This window comes from Pseudomonas sp. ES4, assembly GCF_050586665.1.
Taxonomy (GTDB): domain Bacteria; phylum Pseudomonadota; class Gammaproteobacteria; order Pseudomonadales; family Pseudomonadaceae; genus Aquipseudomonas; species Aquipseudomonas frederiksbergensis.
In genome coordinates, this window is the sequence record NZ_JBOBDO010000002.1 from 1 (window position 1) to 22,982 (window position 22,982).

Below are 22,982 nucleotides of genomic sequence, written 5' to 3' on the forward strand. Positions count from 1 at the left end.
TTTTTTTTTTTCCCCCCCCCCCCCCCCCCCCCCCCCCCCACCCCCGCTGCTACAGGTTGGTGTTCGGTGCGTCGGTTTGTGGGAGTAGCTGGACACCTAGGTAGAGCGCAAGCATCCCGTCGAGTCTTAGCGGATCAACTCCACTGAGCTCGGCAATCCGCTCCATCCGGTAACGCAAACTGTTGCGATGGATGCCCAGCGCATCGGCACAGGCCTGGCTCTGGCCATCGTGATCGCACCAACAGCGCAGAGTCGCCAGCAGTTGGCCGTTGCCATCCTTGGCGATGACTTTGCGCAGCGGTTTGAGCAACTCGTCCAGCGCGTCGTCGTTGCGGTGGCGCCAGAGCATCACCGGCAACCGATAACGGTTGAGCGTCAGCAAACGCGAGTGTGGCAACACCTCTCGCCCATAGGCCAGCAAGTCGCCGACGCGTCGATAGCAACGACGCAGCCCGGACAATCCATCCGCCTGCCCGCCTACGGCGATGCGCAAAATGTTCCAGCCGAGGCCGTCGAGTTTTTCCAGCAACCGGTCATTCTCGATCGCCTGCGCCGCCGGTCGGCACCAGAGCAACGATGACTTGGCTGAACTCACGCACCAACTGTCCGGGTAGCGCGAGGTCAGCCAGGCGCTGAGTGCCTCGACGGTTTGCCCCGGACCATGCTCCATCCCTAACTCGAACAGATAAGGCACCCGCGTCATCTGCGGCTTGAGCCCCAGCTGCTGCGCTTCATCGATCAACCGTGGCGAATCCCCGGCCTCGCTGAGCAGCAATGCCAGCAGATCGTCGCATCGCTGGCGCCGCCATTGCTGTTCGGCCTGCTGATTGCGCTGGCCGACCAGCATCTCCGCGGTCATCCGCACCAGTTCGGCATAGGTGCGTAATTGCTCGGGTTCACCGGTGATGCCCAGCACGCCAATCAAACGCTGATCGAGTAACAGCGGCAGGTTGATGCCCGGCTGCACGCCCTTCAAATGAATCGCCGTTTGGGCGTCGATTTCCACTACCCGCCCATTGGCCAGAACCAGTTGCGCGCCTTCATGCCGGGTGTTGACCCGCTCCGGTTCGCCGCTGCCAAGAATCAGGCCCTGGCTGTCCATGACGTTGACGTTGTACGGCAGGATAGCCATTGCCCGGTCGACGATGTCCTGGGCCAGGTCGTGATCGAGTTCGAACATAGCGCGGATCCTTGAAAGCGTGATGGAGCGGATTGTTCACCCGCACAGGCCTTGGTTGCAAACCCTGTGCTCAGGCACAAAGACAATGACCCAAGCGGTGGCCGAGACTCACCGGGCGGTCAACGTTACCCTTGCATCGCAAAAAATCATAATAAAGAGAGAGCCCGCCATGTCACAGAGCGCCGCCGCTACCCAGGCCATCGTTGACGAAAAAAACGCCGTCTACAAACGCATTACCCTGCGTTTGATCCCCTTCATCTTCATCTGCTACCTGTTCAACTACCTCGACCGGGTGAACGTTGGATTTGCCAAGCTGCAGATGCTCGATGCGCTGAAATTCAGCGAAACCGTGTACGGCCTCGGGGCCGGGATCTTCTTTATCGGTTACGTGTTGTGCGGCGTCCCCAGCAACCTGGCCTTGACCAAATTCGGCCCGCGGCGCTGGATCGCGCTGATGATGATTGTCTGGGGCTCGCTCTCGACCTGCCTGCTGTTCGTCACCACCCCGACCGAGTTCTACACCTTGCGTCTGTTTACAGGCGCGGCTGAAGCCGGGTTCTTCCCGGGCGTGGTGCTCTACCTTTCGCAGTGGTTTCCGACCTTCCGCCGTGGCCGCATCATGGCGCTGTTCATGTCCGCGATCCCAGTGTCCGGCCTACTCGGCAGCCCGTTTTCCGGCTGGATTCTCAATCACTTCGCCGCAGGCCAAGGTGGTTTGGCGGGCTGGCAGTGGATGTTCCTGCTACAAGGCATTCCGACGGTGATCCTCGGTGCCCTCGCCTACTTCCTGCTCAGCGACAGTTACGCCAACGCCAAATGGCTCACGCCGTTCGAGCGCTCGGTGCTGGAAGCCGACCACGCTATCGATCTGGCCAACAAACCGAAAACCACCACCGACTCGCTGCTGGCCGTGTTCAAGAATCCCGCTATCTGGGCTTTCGGTCTGATCTACTTCTGCATCCAGAGCGGCGTCTATGCGATCAACTTCTGGCTGCCGTCGATCATCAAAAACCTGGGCTTCAGCGATAACCTGGTGATCGGCTGGCTCAGTGCAATTCCGTACCTGCTGGCAGCGCTGTTCATGTTGATGGTCGGCCGCTCTGCGGACCTGCGCAAAGAACGTCGCTGGCACTTGGTGGTGCCGATGCTGATGGGCGCGGTCGGTTTGCTGATCGCGGTGAACTTTGCGACTACCCCAGCCATCGCCATCCTTGGCCTGACCATCGCCACCATGGGCGCCCTCACCGGCCTGCCGATGTTCTGGCCGGTGCCGACTGCGCTGCTGAGCGCGGGCGCTGCGGCGGGTGGTCTGGCGCTGATCAACTCCATGGGGCAGATGGCCGGGTTCCTGAGTCCGTATCTGGTGGGTTGGGTCAAGGACAGCACCGGCTCGACCGATGCCGCGCTTTACCTGCTGGCGGGCGTGATTGTTTGCGGGAGTTTGTTGGCGCTACGCATGACCCGCACCCTGCGCGTCTGACGAGGGTCCCTTGATTGATCGTTCCCACGCTCTGCGTGGGAATGCAGCCCGGGACGCTCTGCGTCCCTTTCGAGAGCTGGAACGCGGAGCGTCCCTTGAGGCATTCCCACGCAGAGCGTGGGAACGATCGGCACCGGATGTTCGAGATTTGCGTTTGCTCTGGACAGTCGTTCTGGTATTTGATTGAGCCTTTCTCCCACCGGTAAAAGGATTTCGTCATGAGCTACCGCACGCTGGGTCATTCGGGTTTACAGGTTTCCACCCTGACCCTGGGTACCATGATGTTCGGCGAACAGACCAGCACCGAAGATTCCCTGCGGATCATCGACAAGGCCTGGGACCAGGGCATCAACTTCATCGACACCGCGGACGTTTACACCAACGGCCGCTCCGAAGAGATCGTCGGCGAAGCGATTGCCGGTAACCGTCACGAATGGGTGCTGGCGACCAAGGTCGGTTTCGGCCCGGTGGACGGCGTTCCGAACCGCAGCGGCCTGAGCCGCAAGCACCTGTTCAATGGCATCGACGCCAGCCTGACGCGTTTAGGCACCGACTATCTCGACATCTATTACTTGCACCGCGAAGACCACAACACGCCGCTGGAAGTCACGGTGTCGGCCATCGGCGACTTGATCCGCCAGGGCAAGATTCGCTATTGGGGTTTGTCGAATTACCGTGGCTGGCGCATCGCCGAAGTGATTCGTGTGGCCGATCAACTGGGCGTCGACCGGCCGGTGATCAGTCAGCCGCTGTACAACATCGTCAACCGTCAGGCGGAAACCGAGCAGATCACCGCCGCGCAAAACTATGGCCTGGGCGTGGTGCCTTACAGCCCGCTGGCGCGTGGTGTGCTCAGCGGTAAATACGCGCCGGACGTGAAGCCGGATGCCAACAGCCGCGCCGGCCGCGCCGATAAGCGCATTCTGGAAACCGAATGGCGCGTCGAATCCCTGCGCATTGCGCAGCAGATCCAGCAGTACACCCAGGATCGCGGCGTGGGCATCGTCGAATTCGCCATCGCCTGGGTGCTGAATAACAGCGCCGTCACCTCGGCCATCGTAGGGCCGCGTACTGAAGAACAATGGGATGCCTACACCAAGGCGCAAGCGGTGAAGATTACGGCTGAGGATGAAGCGTTCATTGATTCGCTGGTTGTGCCTGGGCATGCGTCGACGCCAGGGTTTAATGATGTGAGCCACTTTGTGTCGGGACGCAAATCACACCTGGCTTGAGATGTATCCCTTGATCGCTTGATCGTTCCCACGCTCTGCGTGGGAATGCCTCAAGGGACGCTCTGCGTTCCAGTTCTCGAAAGGGACGCGGAGCGTCCCGGGCTGCATTCCCACGCAGAGTGTGGGAACGATCAGGCTCTGTTGATCAATATTCAACTCGAAAACCACGTATCCTCCGCAGCCGTTTCACGTTCAACTTCGCGAGGACAGTTTGTCTAAAGGTATCGCTCTATCGGTTTCAGCCTCGGTGCTGTTTGCCGTCATGTATTACTTCACGTCGTTGCTCACGCCTTTGAGCGGCGTGGAAATCTTCGGTTGGCGAATGCTCCTGACCCTGCCTTGCATGACAGTGTTCATGGTGGTCTCTGGTGAATGGAAACTCGTAATCGCCCTTTTCCGGCGGCTGGTTGCTCAACCAAAATTGCTTGCCGGCCTGATCGTTTCCGCGACCCTGCTTGGCCTGCAACTCTGGTTGTTCATGTGGGCGCCGCTCAATGGCTATAGCCTCGACGTGTCCTTGGGCTACTTCCTGTTGCCGCTGTCCATGGTGCTGACCGGACGGTTCGCCTATGGCGAGCGCCTGTCTTACCTGCAAAAGGTTGCCGTGTTTTTTGCGTCCCTCGGGGTGCTTAACGAGCTGTATCAGGTCGGCAGTTTTTCCTGGGCGACCTTGCTGGTCGTCATCGGTTATCCGCTCTATTTCATCCTGCGCAAACGACTGGCGACCGACAACCTTGGCGGTTTGTGGATGGACATGGCCTTGATGTTGCCGGTGGCGCTCTGGTTCGTTCAGGGCGGTGAACAGGGTTTCAACGTGTTCGATCAATACCCGTGGCTCTCGCTGCTGATCCCGGTGCTTGGCATCATCAGTGCTTCGGCGCTGGTGGTTTACATCATCGCCAGCCGGTTGTTGCCGTTCAGCCTGTTCGGGTTGTTGAGTTACGTCGAGCCGGTGCTGTTGCTCGGCGTTGCGTTGCTGCTGGGGGAAAGCATCAAGCCCGGTGAGTGGCTGACCTACATTCCGATCTGGTTGGCGGTGGTTGTGTTGGTGTTCGAAGGGTTCAAGCATCTGGTCCGGCATCGACGTAAATCGATGTAGAACCGGCACGAAAAAGCCCGGCCAGCATTGCTGCTGACCGGGCTTTTTTACATCTGAAATGGCTTAGTCGGTGGAGAGTACACCACGACGAACCTGATCGCGCTCGATGGATTCGAACAGCGCCTTGAAGTTGCCTTCGCCGAAACCATCGTCGCCTTTACGCTGGATGAATTCGAAGAACACCGGGCCCATCAGGGTTTCCGAGAAGATCTGCAACAGCAAACGCTTGTCGCCTGATTCGGACGAACCGTCCAGCAGAATGCCGCGCGACTGCAGTTGATCAACCGGCTCACCGTGGTTCGGCAAACGACCTTCGAGCATTTCGTAATAGGTTTCCGGCGGCGCGGTCATGAAGCGCATGCCGATGCTTTTCAGGTGATCCCAGGTCTTGATCAGGTCATCGGACAGGAAGGCAACGTGCTGGATGCCCTCGCCGTTGAACTGCATGAGGAACTCTTCGATCTGCCCGGCGCCCTTGGACGATTCTTCGTTCAACGGGATACGGATCATGCCATCTGGCGCGGTCATGGCCTTGGAGGTCAGGCCGGTGTATTCGCCCTTGATGTCGAAGTAACGGATTTCGCGGAAGTTGAACAGCTTCTCGTAAAAGTTGGCCCAGTAGGCCATGCGACCGCGATAAACGTTGTGGGTCAGGTGGTCGATGATTTTCAGGCCAGCACCGACCGGATTGCGGTCGACACCTTCGATGAACACGAAGTCGATATCGTAGATCGAACTGCCTTCGCCGAAACGGTCGATCAGGTACAGCGGCGCGCCGCCGATGCCCTTGATCGCGGGCAGGTTCAGTTCCATCGGGCCGGTTTCGATGTGAATCGGCTGGGCGCCCAGTTCCAGGGCCCGGGCAAACGCCTGCTGGGCATTCTTGACGCGAAATGCCATGCCGCACACGGACGGACCGTGCTCGGCCGCGAAGTACGAAGCAACGCTGTGGGGTTCGTTGTTGAGAATCAGGTTGATCTGGCCCTGGCGATACAGGTGCACATCTTTGGAACGATGGGTCGCGACCTTGGTGAAGCCCATGATCTCGAAGATCGGCTCCAGGGTGTTCGGGGTCGGCGATGCGAATTCGATGAATTCAAAGCCCATCAGGCCCATTGGGTTTTCGTATAAATCTGCCATGGTTGGCGCCTCATCATTTTCTTGTCAATTAACGGATCGTTAGTTGCTAGCAATGCTGAGAACGGCGGGTGGCGCGCAGGAGATGCCCCGCACGCTGCGGGCGAGGAAGTCACCGTAGATCAATTGAAACCCAAAACTCTTCATTGTCGACCCAAGGCTCTTGCGGGCGAGGCTTCTGCTTTGCAGAAGACGATTATTCTTATATGCGTAACCCGATTCTACACAGCGTAAATAGGTTTGTCCGCCTTCTGTATCAAATCCCCTTTTTCCCTGCTCGCGCAAGGGGTTTGTTGCACAGGAAAATCCCCACGAGGATCAGCCCTCCCCCCAGGCACATCGCCAGGGTCAACTGCTCGCCTAACAACAGTGCACCGAGGATCACCGCCGTCAGCGGGTTCAGGGCGATGAACACGCCTGAACGCGTCGCGCCGATTTTGCGAATGCCGTCGTAATAGCCGATATAGGCCAGCGCCGAACCCAACACGCCCAGGTACATCAGGCTCATCCATTGGGTTGGTCCGAGGCTGGCGAGTGCAGCCACACTCAACTCACCGCGAACCGCAGTGGTCGCCCACAGCATCAGCGTGCCCAACAGAATCGAATACGTCACCGTTTGCACCGGCCCCAGGGTTTGATTCAAATCTTTGGAGAACAGCGAATAAACGCCCCAGCCAAGCACACAGCCGAAGATCAACAGATCGCCGATCCAGGCATCAATGTTGTCGGCCAACAATTGCGGGTTACGGCTGACGATCACCAGGCTCGCCCCGGCAATACAGATCGCGATTCCGAAAACCTTTATGCGACTCAAGCGTTCCTTGAACAACAGCCACGACGCCAGCCCGATCACGGCCGGGTTCAACGCCACAATCAACGACGCCCGTGAAGCATTGATGTAATGCAGGCCATAAAAGAAGCACAGGTTGTAGAAAAAGATCCCGAAGAACCCCAGCAGCGCCAATTGCAGCCATTGCCTGGGGGCGGGCCTTGCAAGTGGCACCCGGGCCAATAGCAGAAACACCAGCAACGCCCCGCTGGCCAGCAAGAATCGCAGGCTGGCGGCAAACAAGGGGCTGAGGCTGTCGGCCAGAAACCGCCCGGCGACAAAGGTGCCGCCCCAGATCATGGTGACGGCAGCCAGTTTCAGATAAACCGGGATGTCCGACGGGTTGGACAAGCTTTGCTCATAAGTCGTCATAAGTTTCCAGGACGGAGAATTGGGAGAGATGACGTATCATTCGACTAATACCCTCTCATCGTAAAATGAGTAAAAACTCATGACCCTTACTCAACTGGAGATATTTTCCCTGGTCGCCGAGCTGAACGGTTTTACCGCTGCAGCCAATCGCTTGGGGATTTCCCAATCCGCGGTCTCTCACGCCCTCAAGTCTCTGGAACAGGAACTGGGCGTCGAGCTGCTGCGCCGACATCAGTCCCAGGTCGAACTCAGCGACATCGGCCAACAGCTTTTGCTGCGTGCCCGGGCGATGCTGGGCCTGGCCAATACCTTGCGTCAGGAAGCGGCTGATGCACGCGGAATGAAACGCGGCACGTTACGCATCGGCTCGTTCGGCCCGACCTCATCGATCAAACTGCTGCCGCAGATCCTGCAGCACTATCGCGCGGCTCACCCGGGCATCGAGGTCCATATAGATGAAGGCCCGGACCGGCAGGTGATCCAATGGCTGGAGGAGCGGCGTATCGATATCGGCTTCGTGGTATTGCCCGAGGAACGGTTCGACACCTTTGCGCTGATTGAGGACCAAATGGTCGCGCTGCTGCCCGCCGATCATCCGCTGGCCCACCATGACAGCCTGAGCTTGAGCGATTTGTGCAACGACCCTTTTGTCTTGACCGAGGCCGGTTCGTCGGAACTGGTATCGCGGCTATTCAGTGCCGCGCGGCTGACACCGAACATCCGTTATCGCTGCTCACAGCTACTGAGCACACTGGATACTGTTGGCCGGGGCGACGCGCTGACGGTCGTCGCCGAAAGCTCATTGCCGGACGACCGCGACAATCGCTACGTGAAAAAACCGCTGTCGCCACAGGTCGCCCGTCAGGTCGGTCTGGCAGTCCTCGATCAACGCCAGTCATCCCCTGCGGCGCTGGCTTTCATCAAGCTGGCCGAACGTCTGAACTACCGCTAAGCGGCACACTTACCGAGGGCCAACTATCATGGCCTCTACCTGAACTCTTTTTGGAAGGCGTCCGGTCCTGCCGATTATCTGACCGCTCACCGCGTGAACTTCTTGCAAGGTTATCTGTTTGGCCGGCCAATGCCCGGCACGGACTTCATTAACGCATTAAGTCACCATTAACTAGCGGCGCTCAGCGATGCGACAAGAAATCACGCACCAATTTGAATCAAAAGACTACTGTTGTTACATGAAGAAAAAGACAGGATTTACTCTTGGCCAATTAACTACTACAATTTTTCATGCCTGCGCTAGATTGGCAGGTGAGCCATTATCACCGGGTCGCTTCAAGGCTCTTGGCTTATAGCTTTGTTTGCGGTTGGTATCAGCCAAACACACTATTGGAGTAAAGATATTGTCCAGACTCGCTGAATTTCGTGCAGCTGAAAAGGCCCTTCAAGAGCAGCTCAAACAGCTGGAAACCCTGAAGAATGATGCCGGGCTCAAGAAAGAAATCGAATTCGAAGAAAAGCTCCAGGGGCTGATGAAAACCTACGGCAAGAGCCTGCGCGACATCATCGCCATTCTCGATCCGAACCCGGCAAAATCCGGTCTGCAACAGGCAACACCCAAAACCCGCCGCGCTCGCGTGGTCAAGGTTTATCAGAATCCGCACACCGGTGAACTGATTGAAACCAAGGGTGGCAACCACCGCGGCCTGAAAGCCTGGAAGGAACAGTACGGTGCAGCTACCGTTGATTCCTGGCTGCGTGGCTAAGCACTCGCGGTGACAAAAAAGCCCTGCCGATGCAGGGCTTTTTCATGGACGCCTTCTAAATGCAACGATTGGCGTCGATCAACTCGCTACTTGTTGAATAACTTTGTGCTTAATCCATTTGGGTATCTAAAAATTTCAGAATGCGCTGAAATCGGCAGCCATTGAAATCTTTAACTAAAGTTTCAGGCTGTTACGGGCCGCCTCTATTTCATCCTGACTTGCCTTATAAACCTCTGCCTGCCCCGCGTAGGAAAGAACATAGGCCTTATCGCCGTCCACGGCGGCAACCAATGTTTGAGAGAGCACATGCCTTCCGTTCTGCGTGATCGTGCAGGTAGTTTCCAGCGCTGATAAGCGGCTCAAGGTCGTCGGGTGAATCTTGTTGCAGACACTTTGATAACCGCCTTGAAAGAAGTCCTTTTGCACCGACTTGCGCATCTCCAGCAACACGCCCTGTAGATTCACGTGATGTCCGCTTTCCACTTGGGACATGGTCAATTCCATCACCATCACCGGCGTGCCGTCCTGATCGTTTTTCACCGCGCGCTGACGGGACACCTGAGTTTTGGCGTCAGCTTGCGGGACAGCTTCAACCTCCCAGCCGTTGGGCCAGGTCATGATTGGCTCGCCTGCATGAGCGCTGTTAATACCTGCAAGCACGCAGATCAGGACGAACATCGATTTACAGATACGCATCATTGCAATGAACACTCACGGATTGAGCCGCAAAGTCTGAGCCTCGCCCGTCGGTCAGGCAAGAGCCGACTGTTTGAGTTTGGTGATGTCAGAACCCTTGCGTATCATTGTCGCCATTCGTTAGCCCCACTTATTTTCCGGAGGGCCCATGAGCCTGCACGAATTGAACACCTTCCCAGGCGTGACTGCCCAACCTGACACCGCCACCCAGAAGTTCGTCTTCAACCACACCATGTTGCGAGTCAAGGACATCACCAAGTCGCTGGATTTCTACACGCGCATTTTGGGTTTTTCGCTGGTGGAGAAACGCGACTTCCCGGAAGCCGAGTTCAGCCTGTACTTCCTGGCACTGGTTGATAAAAACCAGATTCCGGCCGACGCTGCTGCTCGCACCGAGTGGATGAAGTCGATTCCCGGCATTCTCGAGTTGACCCACAACCATGGCACCGAAAACGACGCGGACTTCGCTTACCACAACGGCAACACCGACCCGCGTGGTTTTGGCCACATCTGCATCTCGGTGCCGGATATCGTCGCTGCATGCGAGCGCTTCGAAGCGTTGGGCTGCGACTTCCAGAAACGCCTGAATGACGGCCGTATGAAGAGCCTGGCGTTCATCAAAGACCCGGATGCTTACTGGGTCGAGATCATCCAGCCCGCACCGATGTAAAAAGTTTGCTGCCACTGATCGTTCCCACGATCAGTTTCAGGCACAAAAAAAACCCATGATCGCTCATGGGTTTTTTTGTGTTTTCAGCACCGAGGATTTATGCCGGAGCCGAGGTCCGGATCAGGTGATCGAATGCGCTCAAGGAAGCCTTGGCGCCCTCGCCCACCGCAATCACGATCTGCTTGTACGGCACGGTAGTCACGTCACCGGCAGCGAACACACCCGGCATCGACGTTTCACCGCGGGCATCGACGATGATCTCGCCGCGAGGCGACAACTCGATTGTGCCTTTGAGCCAGTCGGTGTTGGGCAGCAAACCGATCTGCACGAAGATCCCTTCCAGCTCGACGCTACGCAACTCGTCCGACTGACGATCCTTGTAACGCAAGCCGTTGACCTTCTGGCCGTCGCCCAACACTTCAGTAGTTTGCGCACTGGTGATAACGGTGACGTTCGGCAGGCTGTGCAACTTGCGCTGCAAGACCGCATCGGCGCGCAGCTGTACGTCGAACTCCAGCAGCGTTACGTGGGACACAATACCCGCCAGGTCAATGGCCGCTTCGACGCCGGAGTTACCGCCGCCAATCACCGCCACGCGCTTGCCTTTGAACAGCGGACCGTCGCAGTGCGGGCAGTACGCAACGCCTTTGTTGCGGTATTGCTGCTCACCCGGGACGTTCATTTCACGCCACCGCGCACCGGTCGCCAGGATCACGGTCTTGGCTTTCAGGGTCGCGCCGCTGGCGAAGTGGACTTCGTGCAACTCACCATTTTTGCCCGGCAGCAACTTGTCGGCGCGTTGCAGGTTCATGATGTCGACGTCGTATTGCTTGACGTGTTCTTCCAGTGCTACGGCCAGTTTTGGCCCTTCGGTTTCCTGCACGGAGATGAAGTTCTCGATGGCCATGGTGTCGAGCACCTGCCCACCAAAACGTTCAGCCGCCACACCGGTACGAATGCCTTTGCGGGCAGCGTAGATCGCGGCCGAAGCACCAGCCGGACCACCGCCGACGACCAATACGTCAAAAGCTTCTTTGGCGCTGATCTTCTCGGCCTGACGCTCGATGCCGCTGGTGTCGATCTTGGCGAGAATTTCTTCCAGGCCCATGCGGCCTTGGCCAAAGTTCACGCCGTTCAGGTAAACGCTCGGCACGGCCATGATCTGACGGTCATCGACTTCCGCCTGGAACAGCGCGCCGTCAATGGCGACGTGGTGGATGTTCGGGTTCAGCACAGCCATCAGGTTCAGTGCCTGGACCACGTCCGGGCAGTTCTGGCAGGAAAGCGAAAAGTAAGTCTCGAAGCTGAACTCACCTTTGAGCGAGCGGATCTGTTCGATCACTTCAACGCTGGCTTTCGAAGGGTGACCGCCGACTTGCAGCAAGGCCAGCACCAGGGATGTGAATTCGTGGCCCATCGGGATGCCGGCAAAACGCAGGCTGATATCGGCACCCGGGCGGTTGATCGAGAACGATGGTTTACGTGCATCGTCACCGTTATCGAGCAAGGTAATTTGGCTGGAAAGACTGGCAACGTCTTTCAGAAGAGCGAGCATTTCCTGGGATTTCGCACCGTCGTCGAGGGAGGCAACGATCTCGATCGGCTGGGTGACCCGTTCCAGGTACGACTTCAACTGGGCTTTAAGATTGGCGTCCAACATACGGGCGATTTCCTTTTTTTCATTTCGTAAAAAAACGCCCGAGCGAATCTCGCCCGGGCGTTTTTATTGGGCGGTTGCAACTTACTTAGGTGCGGAAACCCGCCCTGATGATGCGATCCACAGACTTAGATTTTGCCGACCAGGTCCAGGGACGGAGCCAGAGTGGCCTCGCCTTCTTTCCACTTGGCCGGGCAAACCTGGCCTGGGTGAGCAGCGACGTACTGAGCAGCCTTGATTTTGCGCAGCAGCTCGGAAGCGTCACGGCCAACGCCGCCATCGTTCAGTTCAACGATTTTGATCTGGCCTTCAGGGTTGATCACGAAGGTGCCACGGTCAGCCAGACCAGCTTCTTCGATCAGCACGTCGAAGTTGCGGGAGATGGCGTGAGTCGGGTCGCCGATCATGGTGTACTGGATTTTGCCGATGGCAGGCGAGGTGTTGTGCCAGGCAGCGTGGGCAAAGTGGGTATCGGTGGAAACGCTGTAGATCTCGACGCCCAGCTTCTGGAACGCGTCGTAGTTGTCAGCCAGGTCTTCCAGTTCGGTCGGGCAAACGAAGGTGAAGTCGGCTGGGTAGAAGAACACGACAGACCACTTGCCTTTCAGGTCAGCGTCCGACACTTGTACGAAGTCGCCATTTTTGTAGGCGGTAGCTTTGAACGGTTTAACTTGGCTGTTGATGATAGGCATCGATGACTCTCCGTCAGGGTTGAAAAGTTTGGTTGAGAAGTTGATGGCGTGAATCCTACCGACTCGATTGCCGGATGGCTCATTGGCAAAGCTCATGTTGCTCATTGGTTTTCGCTATTAGCCGAACGTATTAATAGAAGAAAACTTACTTGGCGGCGCCAATGGTTTTTTCCGCGAGCGGTGTCATCCCGAGAAACGGGCTGGCTTCAACATAGCGCATGGCGGACTTCATATCCTTCCAACCCACATAACTCATCAACGACTTCAAGTCCCACCCGCTCTGATGCGCCCACGTGGCAAAGCCGCGCCGCAAGGAGTGACTGGTGTAATGCTCGGCCGGGATGCCGGCGCGCTCCAGCGCCTGGCGCAACAACGGGATCACACTATTGGCGTGCAGTCCCTCCTCGCTCAGGTGACCCCAACGGTCGATGCCCCGGAATACCGGTCCACGGACCAATGCGGCTTCGGTGATCCAGTCGATGTACGCCTGCACCGGGCATAGGCGCTGCAACGCTGGCGTCTGGTAAGTCTTGCCGAGGTTTTCGCGGTCGCTCTTGGTTCGCGGCAAATACAGGGTGATGCCTGAGCCGACAACTGCTTGCACGTGCTCGATCTGTAACCGGCACAACTCATCACTACGAAAACCGCGCCAGAAGCCCAAGAGGATCAACGCTTTGTCGCGCCTGGCCCGCAACAGAGCCGGTTGATCCTGTTCAGATTTTGCGGTGTGCGCTTCTTGCTCCAGCCAGGCAACCACTTGCTCCAAATGTTGAAGCTGTAATGGCTCCGCTTGTTTTTCTTGAGCCGGGTGCAGCGCGCGAATGCCCTTGAAGACTTTGCGCACCACCGGCGCCTTGGTGGGATCGGGAAAACCCTGACTGTTGTGCCATTGCGCCAGCGCTGACAAACGCAACTTAAGGGTATTGATCGACAGCACTCCCGCATGCGCAACGAGGTATCGCGCCACGCTGTCACTGGTCGCCGGCAGGAAACCGCCCCAACTGACTTCAAAATGCTCGATGGCCGCCCGGTAGCTGCGACGGGTGTTGTCGCGAGTGGCGGCTTGCAGGTAACGATCCAGCTCAGTCATGGGCTCAACTCTCTAAAACGTACCGCTTTGGCGGGTGAAAACGCGCCACAGGCTCATCACACGGGGTAATACCAGTATATCCCGCATGAATACTTGTCGTATTTTAAGTTTTGGTTTGGCGTGGTACATTGCGTACTTAAGTGGCATGTACCACAGTACGAAATCGTAGGAGAACTCATGGCTCGTGGCGGTGTAAACAAAGCGGTGGTGCAAGCGGCGCGCCTGGCAATTCTGGCGCGTGGTGAAAACCCAAGCATCGATGCGGTACGGATCGAGATGGGCAACACTGGCTCGAAAACCACGATTCATCGCTATTTGAAGGAGCTGGATGACGGTGCCGAGCGCATCGAGGTAGCGCCAGAACCGATTGATGACGAGCTGGCGGGACTGGTCTCGCGGTTGGCACAAAGACTCAAGGAGCAGGCTCAGGAGCCCATCGATCAGGCCCGCGAGCAGTTCGATAAACAAAAAAATGCGCTGGATACGCAGTTGCATGAGGCCCAACAAGCCAACACGCAACTACAGCAGCAGTACGAGATTCAAAGCCTGGCACTGACTCAAGAGTCCGAAGCCCTGCTGGAAACAAGCGCCATGCTGCAGACCGAGCAAACCCGCAACGCCGGACTGAACCAGGCACTGGCCGATTTCGAATTACGCTTGCAAGACAAGGATGAGCAGATCCGCTCATTGGAAGAAAAGCACCTGCACGCTCGCGATGCCCTGGAGCATTACCGCAATGCCGTCAAAGAACAGCGCGAGCAGGAGCAGCGCCGCCACGAAGGCCAGGTGCAGCAGATTCAAATGGAGTTGCGCCAGGCCCAGCAAAGCGCATTGGTGCGCCAGGATGAGATCACACAACTGCACCGCGACAACGAACGTTTGTTGACGGAGAACCGTGGCACCCTGAGAGAGTTGAGCCTGCTGCAAGATCAACTCAAGCAAACCAACGCTCGACAGGATCAGCTGCTGGAACAGGTCAATCGCATCGACAGCGAACGCACCCTCCTCCAGGAACGCTTGCGCGCTGCCCTGCTGGAAAGCCAGTCACTGAAACAGAACGTCGATGAACAGTCGCAGATAAACAAAGCGCTGGAAATTGAGCTAATCAAGACTCAGGCGAGCCTTGATGAGACCGTGCGCCTGGCAGCCGTCATTGCGACAGCGCCAGACGCATCAGAGCCTCAAAAGGACGATTAACCCGCGACCGGCGTGCGCATGGTGACGAACTCTTCGGCGGCAGTTGGATGCACGCCGATGGTTTCATCGAAATCGCGTTTGGTGGCACCCGCCTTCAAGGCGATTGCCAAGCCCTGCACAATTTCTCCAGCATCCGGACCAACCATGTGACAGCCCAGAACCTTGTCGGTCTTGGCATCCACCACCAGCTTCATCAGGGTGCGCTCCTGGCATTCGGTCAGGGTCAGCTTCATTGGACGGAAGCGGCTTTCGAAGATCACCACATCGTGACCGGCCTCCCGGGCCTCTTCCTCGGTGAAACCGACCGTGCCGATGTTCGGCAAGCTGAATACCGCGGTCGGGATCATCTTGTAATCCACCGGGCGATACTGCTCAGGCTTGAACAAACGTCGCGCCACGGCCATGCCTTCGGCCAGAGCGACTGGCGTCAGCTGAACCCGACCGATTACATCGCCAAGCGCCAGGATCGACGGTTCAGCCGTCTGATACTGCTCGTCAACTTCGACAAAACCTTTCTTGTCGAGTTTGACGCCGGTGTTTTCCAGCCCAAGATTATCGAGCATCGGACGTCGACCGGTGGCGTAGAACACACAATCCGCTTCCAGCTCACGGCCGTCCTTGAGGCTCACCTTCAAGCTGCCATCGGACTGCTTGTCGATACGCTCGATGTCGGCGTTGAATTGCAGGTTCATGCCGCGCTTGGTCAACTCCTCATACAGGTGTTTACGCACCGCACCGTCGAAGCCGCGCAAGAACAGCTCACCGCGATACAGCAACGTGGTTTCAGCGCCCAGACCATGGAAGATCCCGGCGAATTCGACGGCGATGTAACCACCGCCTACCACCAGAACGCGCTTGGGCAACTCTTTAAGGAAGAACGCCTGGTTGGAACTGATCGCGTGCTCGTGCCCCGGAATTTCCGGAATCTGTGGCCAGCCACCGGTAGCAATCAGGATGTTCTTGGCGGTGTGGCGCTCGCCATTGATCTCGACCGTGTTCGGGTCGACGATTTTGGCGTGGCCTTCATGCAAGGTCACGCCGCTGTTAACCAGAAGATTGCGATAGATACCGTTCAGTCGATTGATCTCGCGATCCTTGTTGGCGATCAGTGTCGCCCAATCGAACTTCGCTTCACCCGGCGTCCAGCCAAAACCTTGCGACTGTTCGAAGTCTTCGGCGAAATGCGCGCCGTAAACCAGCAGTTTCTTCGGCACACAGCCGACATTCACACAAGTGCCACCCAGGTAGCGGCTCTCGGCCACAGCCACTTTCGCGCCAAAACCGGCAGCAAAACGCGCAGCCCGCACACCGCCGGAACCGGCACCAATCACATAAAGGTCAAAATCGTAGGCCATTTTCAATCTCCTCGGCAGTCCACAAGCATACCCGCAGACATCCGTTGGGCAAGCGCTGCAAGCGATATGGGGACGGAAAATGAAAAAGCCACCCGAAGGTGGCTTTTCAATACAAGTGGGTCAGAGGCTATTAGTAAGCCTTGCCAGTCTTGTAGAAGTTCTCGAAGCAGAAGTTGGTCGCCTCGATGTAGCCTTCAGCGCCACCACAGTCAAAACGTTGCCCCTTGAACTTGTAGGCAATCACGCAACCGTTTTTCGCCTGCTTCATCAGGGCGTCGGTGATTTGAATCTCGCCGCCTTTGCCTGGCTCGGTTTGCTTGATCAGCTCGAAAATATCCGGCGTCAGGATGTAACGACCGATGATCGCCAGGTTCGACGGCGCGTCTTCCGGAGCTGGTTTTTCGACCATGTTGCGAACGCGGTACAAATCATCAGCGATCAGCTCGCCGGCGATCACGCCGTACTTGTTGGTTTCCATCGGATCCACTTCCTGGATCGCAACGATGGTGCAGCGGTATTGCTCGTACAGCTTGACCATCTGGGTCAGGACGCCGTCGCCTTCGAGGTTGACGCACAAGTCGTCCGCCAGCACTACCGCGAACGGTTCGTCACCGATCAGTGGACGGCCAGTCAGGATAGCGTGGCCCAGGCCTTTCATTTCGGTCTGGCGGGTGTAGGAAAACGAGCACTCGTCCAACAGTTTGCGGATACCGACCAGGTATTTTTCCTTGTCGGTGCCTTTGATCTGGTTTTCCAGCTCATAGCTGATGTCGAAGTGGTCTTCAAGAGCGCGTTTGCCGCGACCGGTAACGATGGAAATTTCGGTCAACCCTGCGTCCAGTGCTTCTTCGACGCCGTACTGGATCAGTGGCTTGTTTACCACCGGCAGCATTTCTTTGGGCATGGCTTTAGTCGCTGGCAGGAAGCGAGTACCGTAACCGGCTGCTGGGAACAAGCATTTCTTGATCATAAAAGTCCTTGATAGGGCTGTGTGTACGAGTTTCGGCGCAGTCTAATCAGGCGGCGTGCACCTTACAATGCCCCCGCGCTGGCTAACCGATGCCATCATAGAGAAATATTCTCGCGGATAGTTCCCGAGATAACTCCGCAGCCTTATAGATAGCACAGACCATCAGTTCTGCACGGCTGCGAATCCTACACCATCAGCACCCGTTGAGTGCATTTGGCGCTATCATTGCGCGATTGAACCAGTCAACGAGGCAGATAGATGTCGGAAGCAAAAAGTGTCAATGGGTTCCTGATCAATCAGGCGAAAGACGGTCAGTGGTGGGTAGACAGTGCAGGCGGCGAAAATATCGCCGGGCCTTTTCCCACCGAAGCGTCGGCGATTGAAGTGGCATCCGTTCTGGAGCTCGAACACCCCGCCCCGAAGCGTCGCGGCAAGGACAAGTCCTGAGAAGCACCGGACTCGACCCAAGCCCTGCCTTGCGCAGGGCTTTTTTGTGATTGCCTGCAAACAAGTGGCCATTCGCTATAACCTTTTGATGCCAGCGCTGTCATAGGCTCAGCCCCTTCATCCTGACGACGACAACGACATGAATAAATTTTTGCCCCTGATTGCGGCATTGGCCCTGAGCGGCTGCGCCACTTCCGAAACGACCTACCTGAACAACGGCGAGCAAGGCCTGGCCATCGACTGTTCCGGGGAAGCCAACTCCTGGGCCACCTGCTACGAAAAAGCCGATGCCTCTTGCGCTGGCACCGGCTATCGGATCGTAGGTACCGACGGAACACCGTCGACCAAGGAAAGCGACAAGACCCTGGGCGTTGACGTCGGCAACTTCAAGAACCGCAGCGTCGTGGTGGTCTGCAAGTAAGGCGCCCTGCCCTACATGTGAATTTCGGCGAACTTGATCCCGAGGCCGCGTACCGTCTCGATCAAATCGTCGAGGCTGCTGAAGGATTCGACTTCATCATTCTCATCGACCAGAAAATAACTGCGCCCGGCGCTTTTCTTGAAAAACACGATCCACTCTCCCGGATTCGCCGGATTCTGAATCACGTGGGTGGCAGAGATGTGACCCTCTGCATGGCGCTCCTGTACCTGCTCTCGCTTCATGCTCGACTCCAGAAATGACAATGCCGCCAAAGCGCTGCTTTGGCGGCATCGGTGCTGACGGGCGACAGTCTATCAGCCAGAAATGCACGCCGTAGCGGCATTGCGTACATCCATGGGGCGCAACGGCACATTGGAAATGCGCTCGTGCAACTTGATGCTGCTGCCAGTGGAGCGGTCTTCAATATCAAATACCGCGGCCGGCCCCGAGGAGAATTTCTGCGGCACGATGACTCGCACACCGTCCTTGTGCGGCTCGACTTGCAGCGCTCCCCGGCTGCTGGACAGTTTTTCGGTGAGGCATTGCGCGTACTCGTGAGGCTTCTTGCCAGAAATCACGCTCATGGTCGGTAGTGACTCATTGATCTCCGAGACATTCGCACAACCACTCATCGCTATCGCCATAGGCAGGAACAGCACACCCCACTTCATACAACACCTCCGATAAAGACACTCCGACAGTCCAAATGCTGTTTTTCTCCGAGGCATGCTGCGTTTATCGCTCATAGAATTCCGTATAACTGTTTTTAATTGTCAAACCAGACCTCGACGGCCGGATAATAACCCGTTCGGGCTGATAAACTGCGCCAATCGCACATGCTATCGTTTTGATTTTGTAGAAAAAGCCCTTCTGGAGGCGCCTCATGAAATTTATCCACCAGCGCGAGCACCTCAACGAAGACGACATCGTCGTCATTCAATGCTCCCAAACATGCAACATCCGTTTGATGAACGACGCCAATTTTCGCAGCTTCAAGAATGGCGGCCGCCACACTTACCACGGCGGTGCGTTCGACACCTTCCCGGCCCGGATTACCGCGCCGAGCACCGGCTTCTGGAACATCACCATCGACACGGTGAACCGTCGGCCGATCAGCGTGACTCGCAAACCGACCCTGACTCACACCATCAAGATCATCCGCCGCTCCAGCACGAAACTGAGCTGAGTGACATCCAGACACCAAGACAAGCAGGTATGAACGTGGCCCAAAAGACCAAGTACGTCATCAAATACAAACTAAATGGTGAGCGTCGCTTTGAATTTGCCCAGCTTGAAAACGGCACTGAAGAAGAAGCCAAGGTTGCGCTGAATGCTCTTCATGGTTCGAGCGACGATGTCATTAGCGACATCAATGTCAGCAAAGCGCTGTAACGGGATCCGGAGCGATAACATGGACGTCTGCTCCTACCTCCGGAATTCAACCGCAAGCGCCGGAGTGTCAACGCAATCCCAGCTCCCCAGACTGGCCACCTCAACCTTTGGTTTAGGAGTCAGAACATGCCTACTTCCTCGATTCGCTTCATCAGCGGCACTTCCAGCCTTGGCGTCTTGCTGCTGGCGTTCAGCGCCGAGGGTTTGTGTGCGCTGCTGATCGGTGATGACCTGGTAATGCTGGAACGCGATCTTTCGGATGGCAGCCTTGGCGGCTACTGTTGGGGGCTGGAGCGTAAACGGCAATTGCTGGATCGTGAGGCGCAGCGATGAGCGAGCGCTCTCTCGATGGACTGGACTGGGTCATGCTAGAGCAGCAGCTCGATCAGGATGGCTGCGCGGTTATCAAGTCGCTTGTAAGCCATCAGACCTGCGATGAAATCAGCGCTCTGTATGCCCGTTCCGAACCGTTTCGCTCGCAAGTAATCATGGCGCGTCACGGCTTTGGCCGTGGCGAGTACAAATACTTCAAATACCCGTTACCAAATGTCGTCGCCCGTTTGCGCAGTGCGTTCTATCCTCGACTGGTGCCCATCGCCAATCGCTGGTATGAGCACATGAACCTGCCAACTCGTTTCCCGCAAACCCATGAAGCATTTCTCGACCGCTGTCATGCCGCCGGTCAGGAACGCCCGACGCCGCTGTTGCTGCAATATGGACCGCAGGACTACAACTGCTTGCATCAGGACCTGTACGGCGAACACGTATTCCCGCTGCAAGTGGCGATTCTGCTGTCAGAGCCGGAAGACGACTTCACCGGTGGTGAGTTCGTGCTGACGGAGCAGCGCCCGCGAATGCAGTCGCGCCCCCAGGTCATCGGCCTGAAGAAAGGCGACGCTCTGATCTTTGCCGTCAACCAACGACCGGTCAAAGGCGTTCGTGGCTATTACCGAGTGACCCTGCGCCACGGCGTGAGTCGCCTGCACAGCGGAAAACGGCATACCCTCGGAATCATCTTTCACGACGCGTTATGACCCCATGAACCCGACCACCTTCGACTTGTTTGCCGACGTGGAACCCGAGCAGCAACCCAGGCTCGATCGTATCGGCGACCAGTCCTGCGTCCTCAGAGGCTTTGCCCTGCCTTGGTTGGATCAGTTGCTTCCCGCGCTGGACGCGGTTCTGGCGTCCGCACCGTTTCGGCAGATGATCACGCCCGGGGGCTTTACCATGTCGGTCGCCTTGAGCAGTTGCGGCACGCTTGGCTGGACCACCGACCGCAGCGGTTATCGCTATACCCGCGAGGATCCGCTGACCGGGCAACCCTGGCCGAAAATGCCCGAGGTGTTTCTTGAACTGGCACAAGCGGCGGCGCGGCAAGCGGGGTTTGCGGATTTCGTGCCGGATTCCTGCCTGATCAACCGCTATGTTCCTGGAGCGAAGATGTCGTTGCACCAGGACAAAAACGAAGTTTCCTACGCAGCGCCCATTGTTTCAGTGTCCCTTGGACTGCCGGCGATGTTCCTGTTCGGCGGCTTCGAGCGCAGCGATAAAAGCCAACGCGTGCCGCTGTTGCATGGCGACATCGTGGTCTGGGGTGGCGTGGACCGTTTGCGTTATCACGGGGTCCTGCCGATCAAGGACGGCCAACACCCGCGACTGGGCGAACAGCGGATCAACTTCACCTTTCGCACCGCCGGATGAAGTCTTCGAATTCGACCGCAAGACCCGGAGTGCGGCAACCCCATCGCCTGGTTAATCTGCATGAAACGGATCAACGGACATGAAGCCATGACAAGCCATTCGACAAAGATTGCCACCGAGAACGACCCTCGCTGGGCCGCCGTTATCGCGCGTGATCCCCGGGCAGACGGGCAGTTTGTATATGCCGTGAAAACCACCGGCATTTACTGCCGCCCCAGCAGCCTGGCGCGTTTGCCAAAGCCACAGAACGTCGAATTCTTCGACACGGCCGAACAGGCCCAGGCGGCGGGTTATCGCCCAAGCAAGCGCGCCGCGAAAGATCAAAGTGAGATCGCCGCGCAACATGCTGCGACCGTGGCGGCCGCTTGCCGCCAGATCGAAACCGCGGAAAGTCTGCCTGTTCTGAGCGAACTGGCTGTTGCCGCGGGCCTCAGCAGCTTTCACTTCCATCGGGTGTTCAAAGCGATTACCGGTCTGACGCCTAAAGGTTACGCTGCGGCCCATCGTTCACGCAGGGTCCGGGAGCGCCTCGCGGACGGAGACTCGGTGACCGATGCGCTGTATGACGCCGGCTTCAACTCCAACAGCCGTTTCTATGAAGCCGCCGATCAGCTATTGGGCATGAAACCCGGTGATTACCGCGCCGCCGGTCAGAACAATGACATTCGTTTTGCCGTCGGCCAGTGCTCCCTGGGAGCGATTCTGGTGGCGCAGAGTGAGCGTGGTGTTTGCGCGATCCTGCTGGGCGATGACCCGCACCAATTGGTCTGCGATCTACAGGACAAATTTCGGCGCGCCAATCTGATTGGCGCCGACCAAGCGTTCGAGCAACTGATCGCCAAGGTGGTTGGTTTTATCGAAGCACCGGCCCTTGGCCTCGACTTGCCGCTGGATGTTCGTGGCACCGCTTTTCAGGAACGTGTCTGGCAAGCCCTGCGGGAAATTCCCGTCGGCTGCACCGCCAGCTATGCCGATATCGCTCAACGAATCGGCGCGCCAAAAGCGATGCGCGCCGTGGCTCAAGCCTGTGGCGCGAACAATATCGCCGTGGCGATTCCGTGCCACCGCGTGGTGCGCAGCGACGGCAACCTGTCGGGCTATCGCTGGGGTGTGGAACGCAAGCGTCAGTTGCTTGAGCGCGAAAACCCGTCTGAGTCCTGAATGCCGATATAGACCGACACTGAATCCGGACTGGTATAGACCTCAAAGTCTGTAGCGAACGAGCGGCAAACCTGCGGGTTGTCCTTAAAGTAAGCCCAGATCAGGCCCCATGCCTGAATGACACAGTCCGGCATCGCCCCGTTGGCGCTGAACACCAGGTAGTCGCCTCCTTGCACCTGAATCTGCGCAAAGTCCTCGGAGGGCGCGGTGACCGCCGCACCCGCGGTCACATCGAAATGGCCAGAAGCGTCGGACTCGTAGTTGGAATAGACGCCGTACATGAAGGAGTCCGGCTGTTTGTGGGGGATCTTGTCGAAGATGTCCTCAACGAAAAACTGTTCCCACATCGGGCCGATGCGCGCAGTGTCTGGCTGCTGCTCGGCGGCATTGCAGGTGCGCACTTGCAGGCCCGAGACGCTAAAGGGCCGCACTTCACGCTGCTTAACATCCATGGTCGATAGTCCTTGTCTCTGTCATTTGTCT

General features: G+C 57.4%; 27 protein-coding genes. 15 read left to right on the top strand and 12 right to left on the bottom strand.

The features are described 5' to 3' along the window. Window positions 1–49: 49 nt before the first annotated feature. Window positions 50–1,180: a sugar diacid recognition domain-containing protein gene (locus ACQ4OB_RS02120; protein ID WP_074876917.1), complete on the bottom strand. Its 1,131-nt coding sequence runs from the start codon at window positions 1,178–1,180 to the stop codon at window positions 50–52. A 169-nt stretch (window positions 1,181–1,349) separates the two neighbouring features. Between ACQ4OB_RS02120 and ACQ4OB_RS02125 the strand changes: the two genes are divergently transcribed. The 3 genes from ACQ4OB_RS02125 to rarD all read left to right on the top strand — a co-directional run bounded on the left by ACQ4OB_RS02125 (window position 1,350) and on the right by rarD (window position 4,991). After that, window positions 1,350–2,660, top strand: coding sequence for an MFS transporter (locus tag ACQ4OB_RS02125; protein WP_430955029.1), 1,311 nt, complete (start codon window positions 1,350–1,352; stop codon window positions 2,658–2,660). A 218-nt stretch (window positions 2,661–2,878) separates the two neighbouring features. Continuing rightward, window positions 2,879–3,892, top strand: coding sequence for an aldo/keto reductase (locus ACQ4OB_RS02130; protein ID WP_074876921.1), 1,014 nt, complete (start codon window positions 2,879–2,881; stop codon window positions 3,890–3,892). A gap of 211 nt (window positions 3,893–4,103) precedes the next feature. Next, entirely contained in the window at window positions 4,104–4,991 is an 888-nt protein-coding gene (gene rarD, locus ACQ4OB_RS02135) for an EamA family transporter RarD (RefSeq protein WP_074876923.1), read from the top strand. Between the two features lie 63 nt (window positions 4,992–5,054). On the opposite strand, the gene hppD is transcribed toward rarD, so the two are convergent. Together hppD and ACQ4OB_RS02145 are read right to left on the bottom strand one after the other, a co-directional pair. Beyond that, window positions 5,055–6,131, bottom strand: a complete 1,077-nt coding sequence (gene hppD / locus ACQ4OB_RS02140; protein WP_046054072.1) for a 4-hydroxyphenylpyruvate dioxygenase — start codon at window positions 6,129–6,131, stop codon at window positions 5,055–5,057. Window positions 6,132–6,384: 253 nt separating this feature from the next. Then, on the bottom strand, window positions 6,385–7,329 hold the full coding sequence (locus ACQ4OB_RS02145) for a DMT family transporter (RefSeq protein WP_102614392.1): 945 nt from the start codon (window positions 7,327–7,329) through the stop codon (window positions 6,385–6,387). A gap of 79 nt (window positions 7,330–7,408) precedes the next feature. Here ACQ4OB_RS02145 and ACQ4OB_RS02150 point away from each other — a divergent pair, with 79 nt between their 5' ends. Both ACQ4OB_RS02150 and ACQ4OB_RS02155 read left to right on the top strand, forming a co-directional pair. Continuing rightward, complete coding sequence (locus tag ACQ4OB_RS02150) at window positions 7,409–8,281, top strand: LysR family transcriptional regulator (RefSeq protein WP_102614393.1); 873 nt, start codon at window positions 7,409–7,411, stop codon at window positions 8,279–8,281. A gap of 403 nt (window positions 8,282–8,684) precedes the next feature. Further along, on the top strand, window positions 8,685–9,047 hold the full coding sequence (locus tag ACQ4OB_RS02155; RefSeq protein ID WP_008155126.1) for a histone-like nucleoid-structuring protein, MvaT/MvaU family: 363 nt from the start codon (window positions 8,685–8,687) through the stop codon (window positions 9,045–9,047). Window positions 9,048–9,221: 174 nt separating this feature from the next. Here the strand turns inward: ACQ4OB_RS02155 and ACQ4OB_RS02160 are convergent, their stop codons facing one another. After that, the gene (locus ACQ4OB_RS02160; RefSeq protein WP_074876928.1) at window positions 9,222–9,746 is read right to left on the bottom strand and encodes a DUF4946 domain-containing protein; all 525 of its coding nucleotides are present in this window, start codon (window positions 9,744–9,746) and stop codon (window positions 9,222–9,224) included. A 145-nt stretch (window positions 9,747–9,891) separates the two neighbouring features. Between ACQ4OB_RS02160 and gloA the strand changes: the two genes are divergently transcribed. Beyond that, window positions 9,892–10,413, top strand: coding sequence for a lactoylglutathione lyase (gene gloA / locus ACQ4OB_RS02165; protein WP_033055156.1), 522 nt, complete (start codon window positions 9,892–9,894; stop codon window positions 10,411–10,413). 97 nt (window positions 10,414–10,510) lie between these two features. Here gloA and ahpF read toward each other — a convergent pair whose 3' ends face one another. The 3 genes from ahpF to ACQ4OB_RS02180 all read right to left on the bottom strand — a co-directional run bounded on the left by ahpF (window position 10,511) and on the right by ACQ4OB_RS02180 (window position 13,852). After that, window positions 10,511–12,073, bottom strand: coding sequence for an alkyl hydroperoxide reductase subunit F (gene ahpF / locus ACQ4OB_RS02170; protein WP_430955030.1), 1,563 nt, complete (start codon window positions 12,071–12,073; stop codon window positions 10,511–10,513). A gap of 125 nt (window positions 12,074–12,198) precedes the next feature. Beyond that, window positions 12,199–12,762: an alkyl hydroperoxide reductase subunit C gene (gene ahpC / locus ACQ4OB_RS02175; protein WP_008155117.1), complete on the bottom strand. Its 564-nt coding sequence runs from the start codon at window positions 12,760–12,762 to the stop codon at window positions 12,199–12,201. Window positions 12,763–12,907: 145 nt separating this feature from the next. Continuing rightward, window positions 12,908–13,852 (bottom strand): site-specific integrase, encoded by a 945-nt coding sequence (locus ACQ4OB_RS02180; RefSeq protein ID WP_074876931.1) that lies wholly within the window; start codon window positions 13,850–13,852, stop codon window positions 12,908–12,910. 177 nt (window positions 13,853–14,029) lie between these two features. Here ACQ4OB_RS02180 and ACQ4OB_RS02185 point away from each other — a divergent pair, with 177 nt between their 5' ends. After that, entirely contained in the window at window positions 14,030–15,049 is a 1,020-nt protein-coding gene (locus ACQ4OB_RS02185) for a DNA-binding protein (RefSeq protein ID WP_430955031.1), read from the top strand. On the opposite strand, the gene gorA is transcribed toward ACQ4OB_RS02185, so the two are convergent. Further along, window positions 15,046–16,404: a glutathione-disulfide reductase gene (gene gorA, locus ACQ4OB_RS02190; protein WP_430955032.1), complete on the bottom strand. Its 1,359-nt coding sequence runs from the start codon at window positions 16,402–16,404 to the stop codon at window positions 15,046–15,048. The genes ACQ4OB_RS02185 and gorA overlap by 4 nt on opposite strands. Window positions 16,405–16,534: 130 nt before the next feature. Further along, entirely contained in the window at window positions 16,535–17,374 is an 840-nt protein-coding gene (gene galU / locus ACQ4OB_RS02195) for a UTP--glucose-1-phosphate uridylyltransferase GalU (RefSeq protein ID WP_076030977.1), read from the bottom strand. Between the two features lie 258 nt (window positions 17,375–17,632). On the opposite strand from galU, the gene ACQ4OB_RS02200 reads away from it, so the two are divergent. Beyond that, on the top strand, window positions 17,633–17,821 hold the full coding sequence (locus tag ACQ4OB_RS02200) for a hypothetical protein (protein ID WP_074876938.1): 189 nt from the start codon (window positions 17,633–17,635) through the stop codon (window positions 17,819–17,821). Window positions 17,822–17,960: 139 nt separating this feature from the next. Next, window positions 17,961–18,242 carry a hypothetical protein gene (locus ACQ4OB_RS02205; RefSeq protein ID WP_076030976.1) on the top strand — a complete coding sequence of 94 codons (282 nt, stop codon included), beginning with the start codon at window positions 17,961–17,963 and terminating at the stop codon, window positions 18,240–18,242. Window positions 18,243–18,253: 11 nt separating this feature from the next. Here ACQ4OB_RS02205 and ACQ4OB_RS02210 read toward each other — a convergent pair whose 3' ends face one another. Next, on the bottom strand, window positions 18,254–18,484 hold the full coding sequence (locus tag ACQ4OB_RS02210; RefSeq protein WP_076030975.1) for a hypothetical protein: 231 nt from the start codon (window positions 18,482–18,484) through the stop codon (window positions 18,254–18,256). Between the two features lie 72 nt (window positions 18,485–18,556). Then, window positions 18,557–18,913 (bottom strand): hypothetical protein, encoded by a 357-nt coding sequence (locus ACQ4OB_RS02215; protein ID WP_076030974.1) that lies wholly within the window; start codon window positions 18,911–18,913, stop codon window positions 18,557–18,559. Between the two features lie 212 nt (window positions 18,914–19,125). Between ACQ4OB_RS02215 and ACQ4OB_RS02220 the strand changes: the two genes are divergently transcribed. From ACQ4OB_RS02220 to ada, 6 genes are all read left to right on the top strand, one after another. Continuing rightward, window positions 19,126–19,428 carry a DUF1883 domain-containing protein gene (locus tag ACQ4OB_RS02220; RefSeq protein ID WP_024164534.1) on the top strand — a complete coding sequence of 101 codons (303 nt, stop codon included), beginning with the start codon at window positions 19,126–19,128 and terminating at the stop codon, window positions 19,426–19,428. A 29-nt stretch (window positions 19,429–19,457) separates the two neighbouring features. Beyond that, entirely contained in the window at window positions 19,458–19,634 is a 177-nt protein-coding gene (locus ACQ4OB_RS02225) for a hypothetical protein (protein WP_430955033.1), read from the top strand. Between the two features lie 126 nt (window positions 19,635–19,760). Next, on the top strand, window positions 19,761–19,967 hold the full coding sequence (locus ACQ4OB_RS02230; RefSeq protein ID WP_430955034.1) for a hypothetical protein: 207 nt from the start codon (window positions 19,761–19,763) through the stop codon (window positions 19,965–19,967). After that, window positions 19,964–20,668, top strand: coding sequence for a 2OG-Fe(II) oxygenase (locus ACQ4OB_RS02235; protein WP_102614399.1), 705 nt, complete (start codon window positions 19,964–19,966; stop codon window positions 20,666–20,668). The genes ACQ4OB_RS02230 and ACQ4OB_RS02235 overlap by 4 nt, the downstream gene beginning before the upstream one ends. A gap of 4 nt (window positions 20,669–20,672) precedes the next feature. Beyond that, window positions 20,673–21,338, top strand: a complete 666-nt coding sequence (alkB, locus tag ACQ4OB_RS02240; RefSeq protein ID WP_430955035.1) for a DNA oxidative demethylase AlkB — start codon at window positions 20,673–20,675, stop codon at window positions 21,336–21,338. Window positions 21,339–21,425: 87 nt separating this feature from the next. Further along, a complete protein-coding gene (ada, locus tag ACQ4OB_RS02245) occupies window positions 21,426–22,499 on the top strand; it encodes a bifunctional DNA-binding transcriptional regulator/O6-methylguanine-DNA methyltransferase Ada (RefSeq protein ID WP_074880714.1) in 1,074 nt (357 codons plus the stop codon). On the opposite strand, the gene ACQ4OB_RS02250 is transcribed toward ada, so the two are convergent. Beyond that, window positions 22,463–22,951: a GyrI-like domain-containing protein gene (locus ACQ4OB_RS02250; protein WP_074876949.1), complete on the bottom strand. Its 489-nt coding sequence runs from the start codon at window positions 22,949–22,951 to the stop codon at window positions 22,463–22,465. The two genes, ada and ACQ4OB_RS02250, sit on opposite strands and share 37 nt — an antisense overlap. Window positions 22,952–22,982 lie beyond the last annotated feature (31 nt).

What these genes read in the sequence shown, in the direction of transcription:
- ACQ4OB_RS02160 (WP_074876928.1), bottom strand. Translation starts at nt 9,746, where the DNA reads ATGATGCGTATCTGTAAATCGATGTTCGTCCTGATCTGCGTGCTTGCA.
- hppD (WP_046054072.1), bottom strand. Translation starts at nt 6,131, where the DNA reads ATGGCAGATTTATACGAAAACCCAATGGGCCTGATGGGCTTTGAATTC.
- ACQ4OB_RS02150 (WP_102614393.1), top strand. Translation starts at nt 7,409, where the DNA reads ATGACCCTTACTCAACTGGAGATATTTTCCCTGGTCGCCGAGCTGAAC.
- ahpF (WP_430955030.1), bottom strand. Translation starts at nt 12,073, where the DNA reads ATGTTGGACGCCAATCTTAAAGCCCAGTTGAAGTCGTACCTGGAACGG.
- ACQ4OB_RS02235 (WP_102614399.1), top strand. Translation starts at nt 19,964, where the DNA reads ATGAGCGAGCGCTCTCTCGATGGACTGGACTGGGTCATGCTAGAGCAG.
- ACQ4OB_RS02145 (WP_102614392.1), bottom strand. Translation starts at nt 7,329, where the DNA reads ATGACGACTTATGAGCAAAGCTTGTCCAACCCGTCGGACATCCCGGTT.
- gloA (WP_033055156.1), top strand. Translation starts at nt 9,892, where the DNA reads ATGAGCCTGCACGAATTGAACACCTTCCCAGGCGTGACTGCCCAACCT.
- ACQ4OB_RS02130 (WP_074876921.1), top strand. Translation starts at nt 2,879, where the DNA reads ATGAGCTACCGCACGCTGGGTCATTCGGGTTTACAGGTTTCCACCCTG.
- ACQ4OB_RS02210 (WP_076030975.1), bottom strand. Translation starts at nt 18,484, where the DNA reads ATGAAGCGAGAGCAGGTACAGGAGCGCCATGCAGAGGGTCACATCTCT.
- ACQ4OB_RS02230 (WP_430955034.1), top strand. Translation starts at nt 19,761, where the DNA reads ATGCCTACTTCCTCGATTCGCTTCATCAGCGGCACTTCCAGCCTTGGC.
- gorA (WP_430955032.1), bottom strand. Translation starts at nt 16,404, where the DNA reads ATGGCCTACGATTTTGACCTTTATGTGATTGGTGCCGGTTCCGGCGGT.
- ahpC (WP_008155117.1), bottom strand. Translation starts at nt 12,762, where the DNA reads ATGCCTATCATCAACAGCCAAGTTAAACCGTTCAAAGCTACCGCCTAC.
- ACQ4OB_RS02180 (WP_074876931.1), bottom strand. Translation starts at nt 13,852, where the DNA reads ATGACTGAGCTGGATCGTTACCTGCAAGCCGCCACTCGCGACAACACC.
- ACQ4OB_RS02125 (WP_430955029.1), top strand. Translation starts at nt 1,350, where the DNA reads ATGTCACAGAGCGCCGCCGCTACCCAGGCCATCGTTGACGAAAAAAAC.
- alkB (WP_430955035.1), top strand. Translation starts at nt 20,673, where the DNA reads ATGAACCCGACCACCTTCGACTTGTTTGCCGACGTGGAACCCGAGCAG.
- ACQ4OB_RS02225 (WP_430955033.1), top strand. Translation starts at nt 19,458, where the DNA reads ATGAACGTGGCCCAAAAGACCAAGTACGTCATCAAATACAAACTAAAT.
- ACQ4OB_RS02220 (WP_024164534.1), top strand. Translation starts at nt 19,126, where the DNA reads ATGAAATTTATCCACCAGCGCGAGCACCTCAACGAAGACGACATCGTC.
- ACQ4OB_RS02250 (WP_074876949.1), bottom strand. Translation starts at nt 22,951, where the DNA reads ATGGATGTTAAGCAGCGTGAAGTGCGGCCCTTTAGCGTCTCGGGCCTG.
- ACQ4OB_RS02200 (WP_074876938.1), top strand. Translation starts at nt 17,633, where the DNA reads ATGTCGGAAGCAAAAAGTGTCAATGGGTTCCTGATCAATCAGGCGAAA.
- galU (WP_076030977.1), bottom strand. Translation starts at nt 17,374, where the DNA reads ATGATCAAGAAATGCTTGTTCCCAGCAGCCGGTTACGGTACTCGCTTC.
- ACQ4OB_RS02185 (WP_430955031.1), top strand. Translation starts at nt 14,030, where the DNA reads ATGGCTCGTGGCGGTGTAAACAAAGCGGTGGTGCAAGCGGCGCGCCTG.
- ACQ4OB_RS02215 (WP_076030974.1), bottom strand. Translation starts at nt 18,913, where the DNA reads ATGAAGTGGGGTGTGCTGTTCCTGCCTATGGCGATAGCGATGAGTGGT.
- ACQ4OB_RS02120 (WP_074876917.1), bottom strand. Translation starts at nt 1,180, where the DNA reads ATGTTCGAACTCGATCACGACCTGGCCCAGGACATCGTCGACCGGGCA.
- ACQ4OB_RS02205 (WP_076030976.1), top strand. Translation starts at nt 17,961, where the DNA reads ATGAATAAATTTTTGCCCCTGATTGCGGCATTGGCCCTGAGCGGCTGC.
- ada (WP_074880714.1), top strand. Translation starts at nt 21,426, where the DNA reads ATGACAAGCCATTCGACAAAGATTGCCACCGAGAACGACCCTCGCTGG.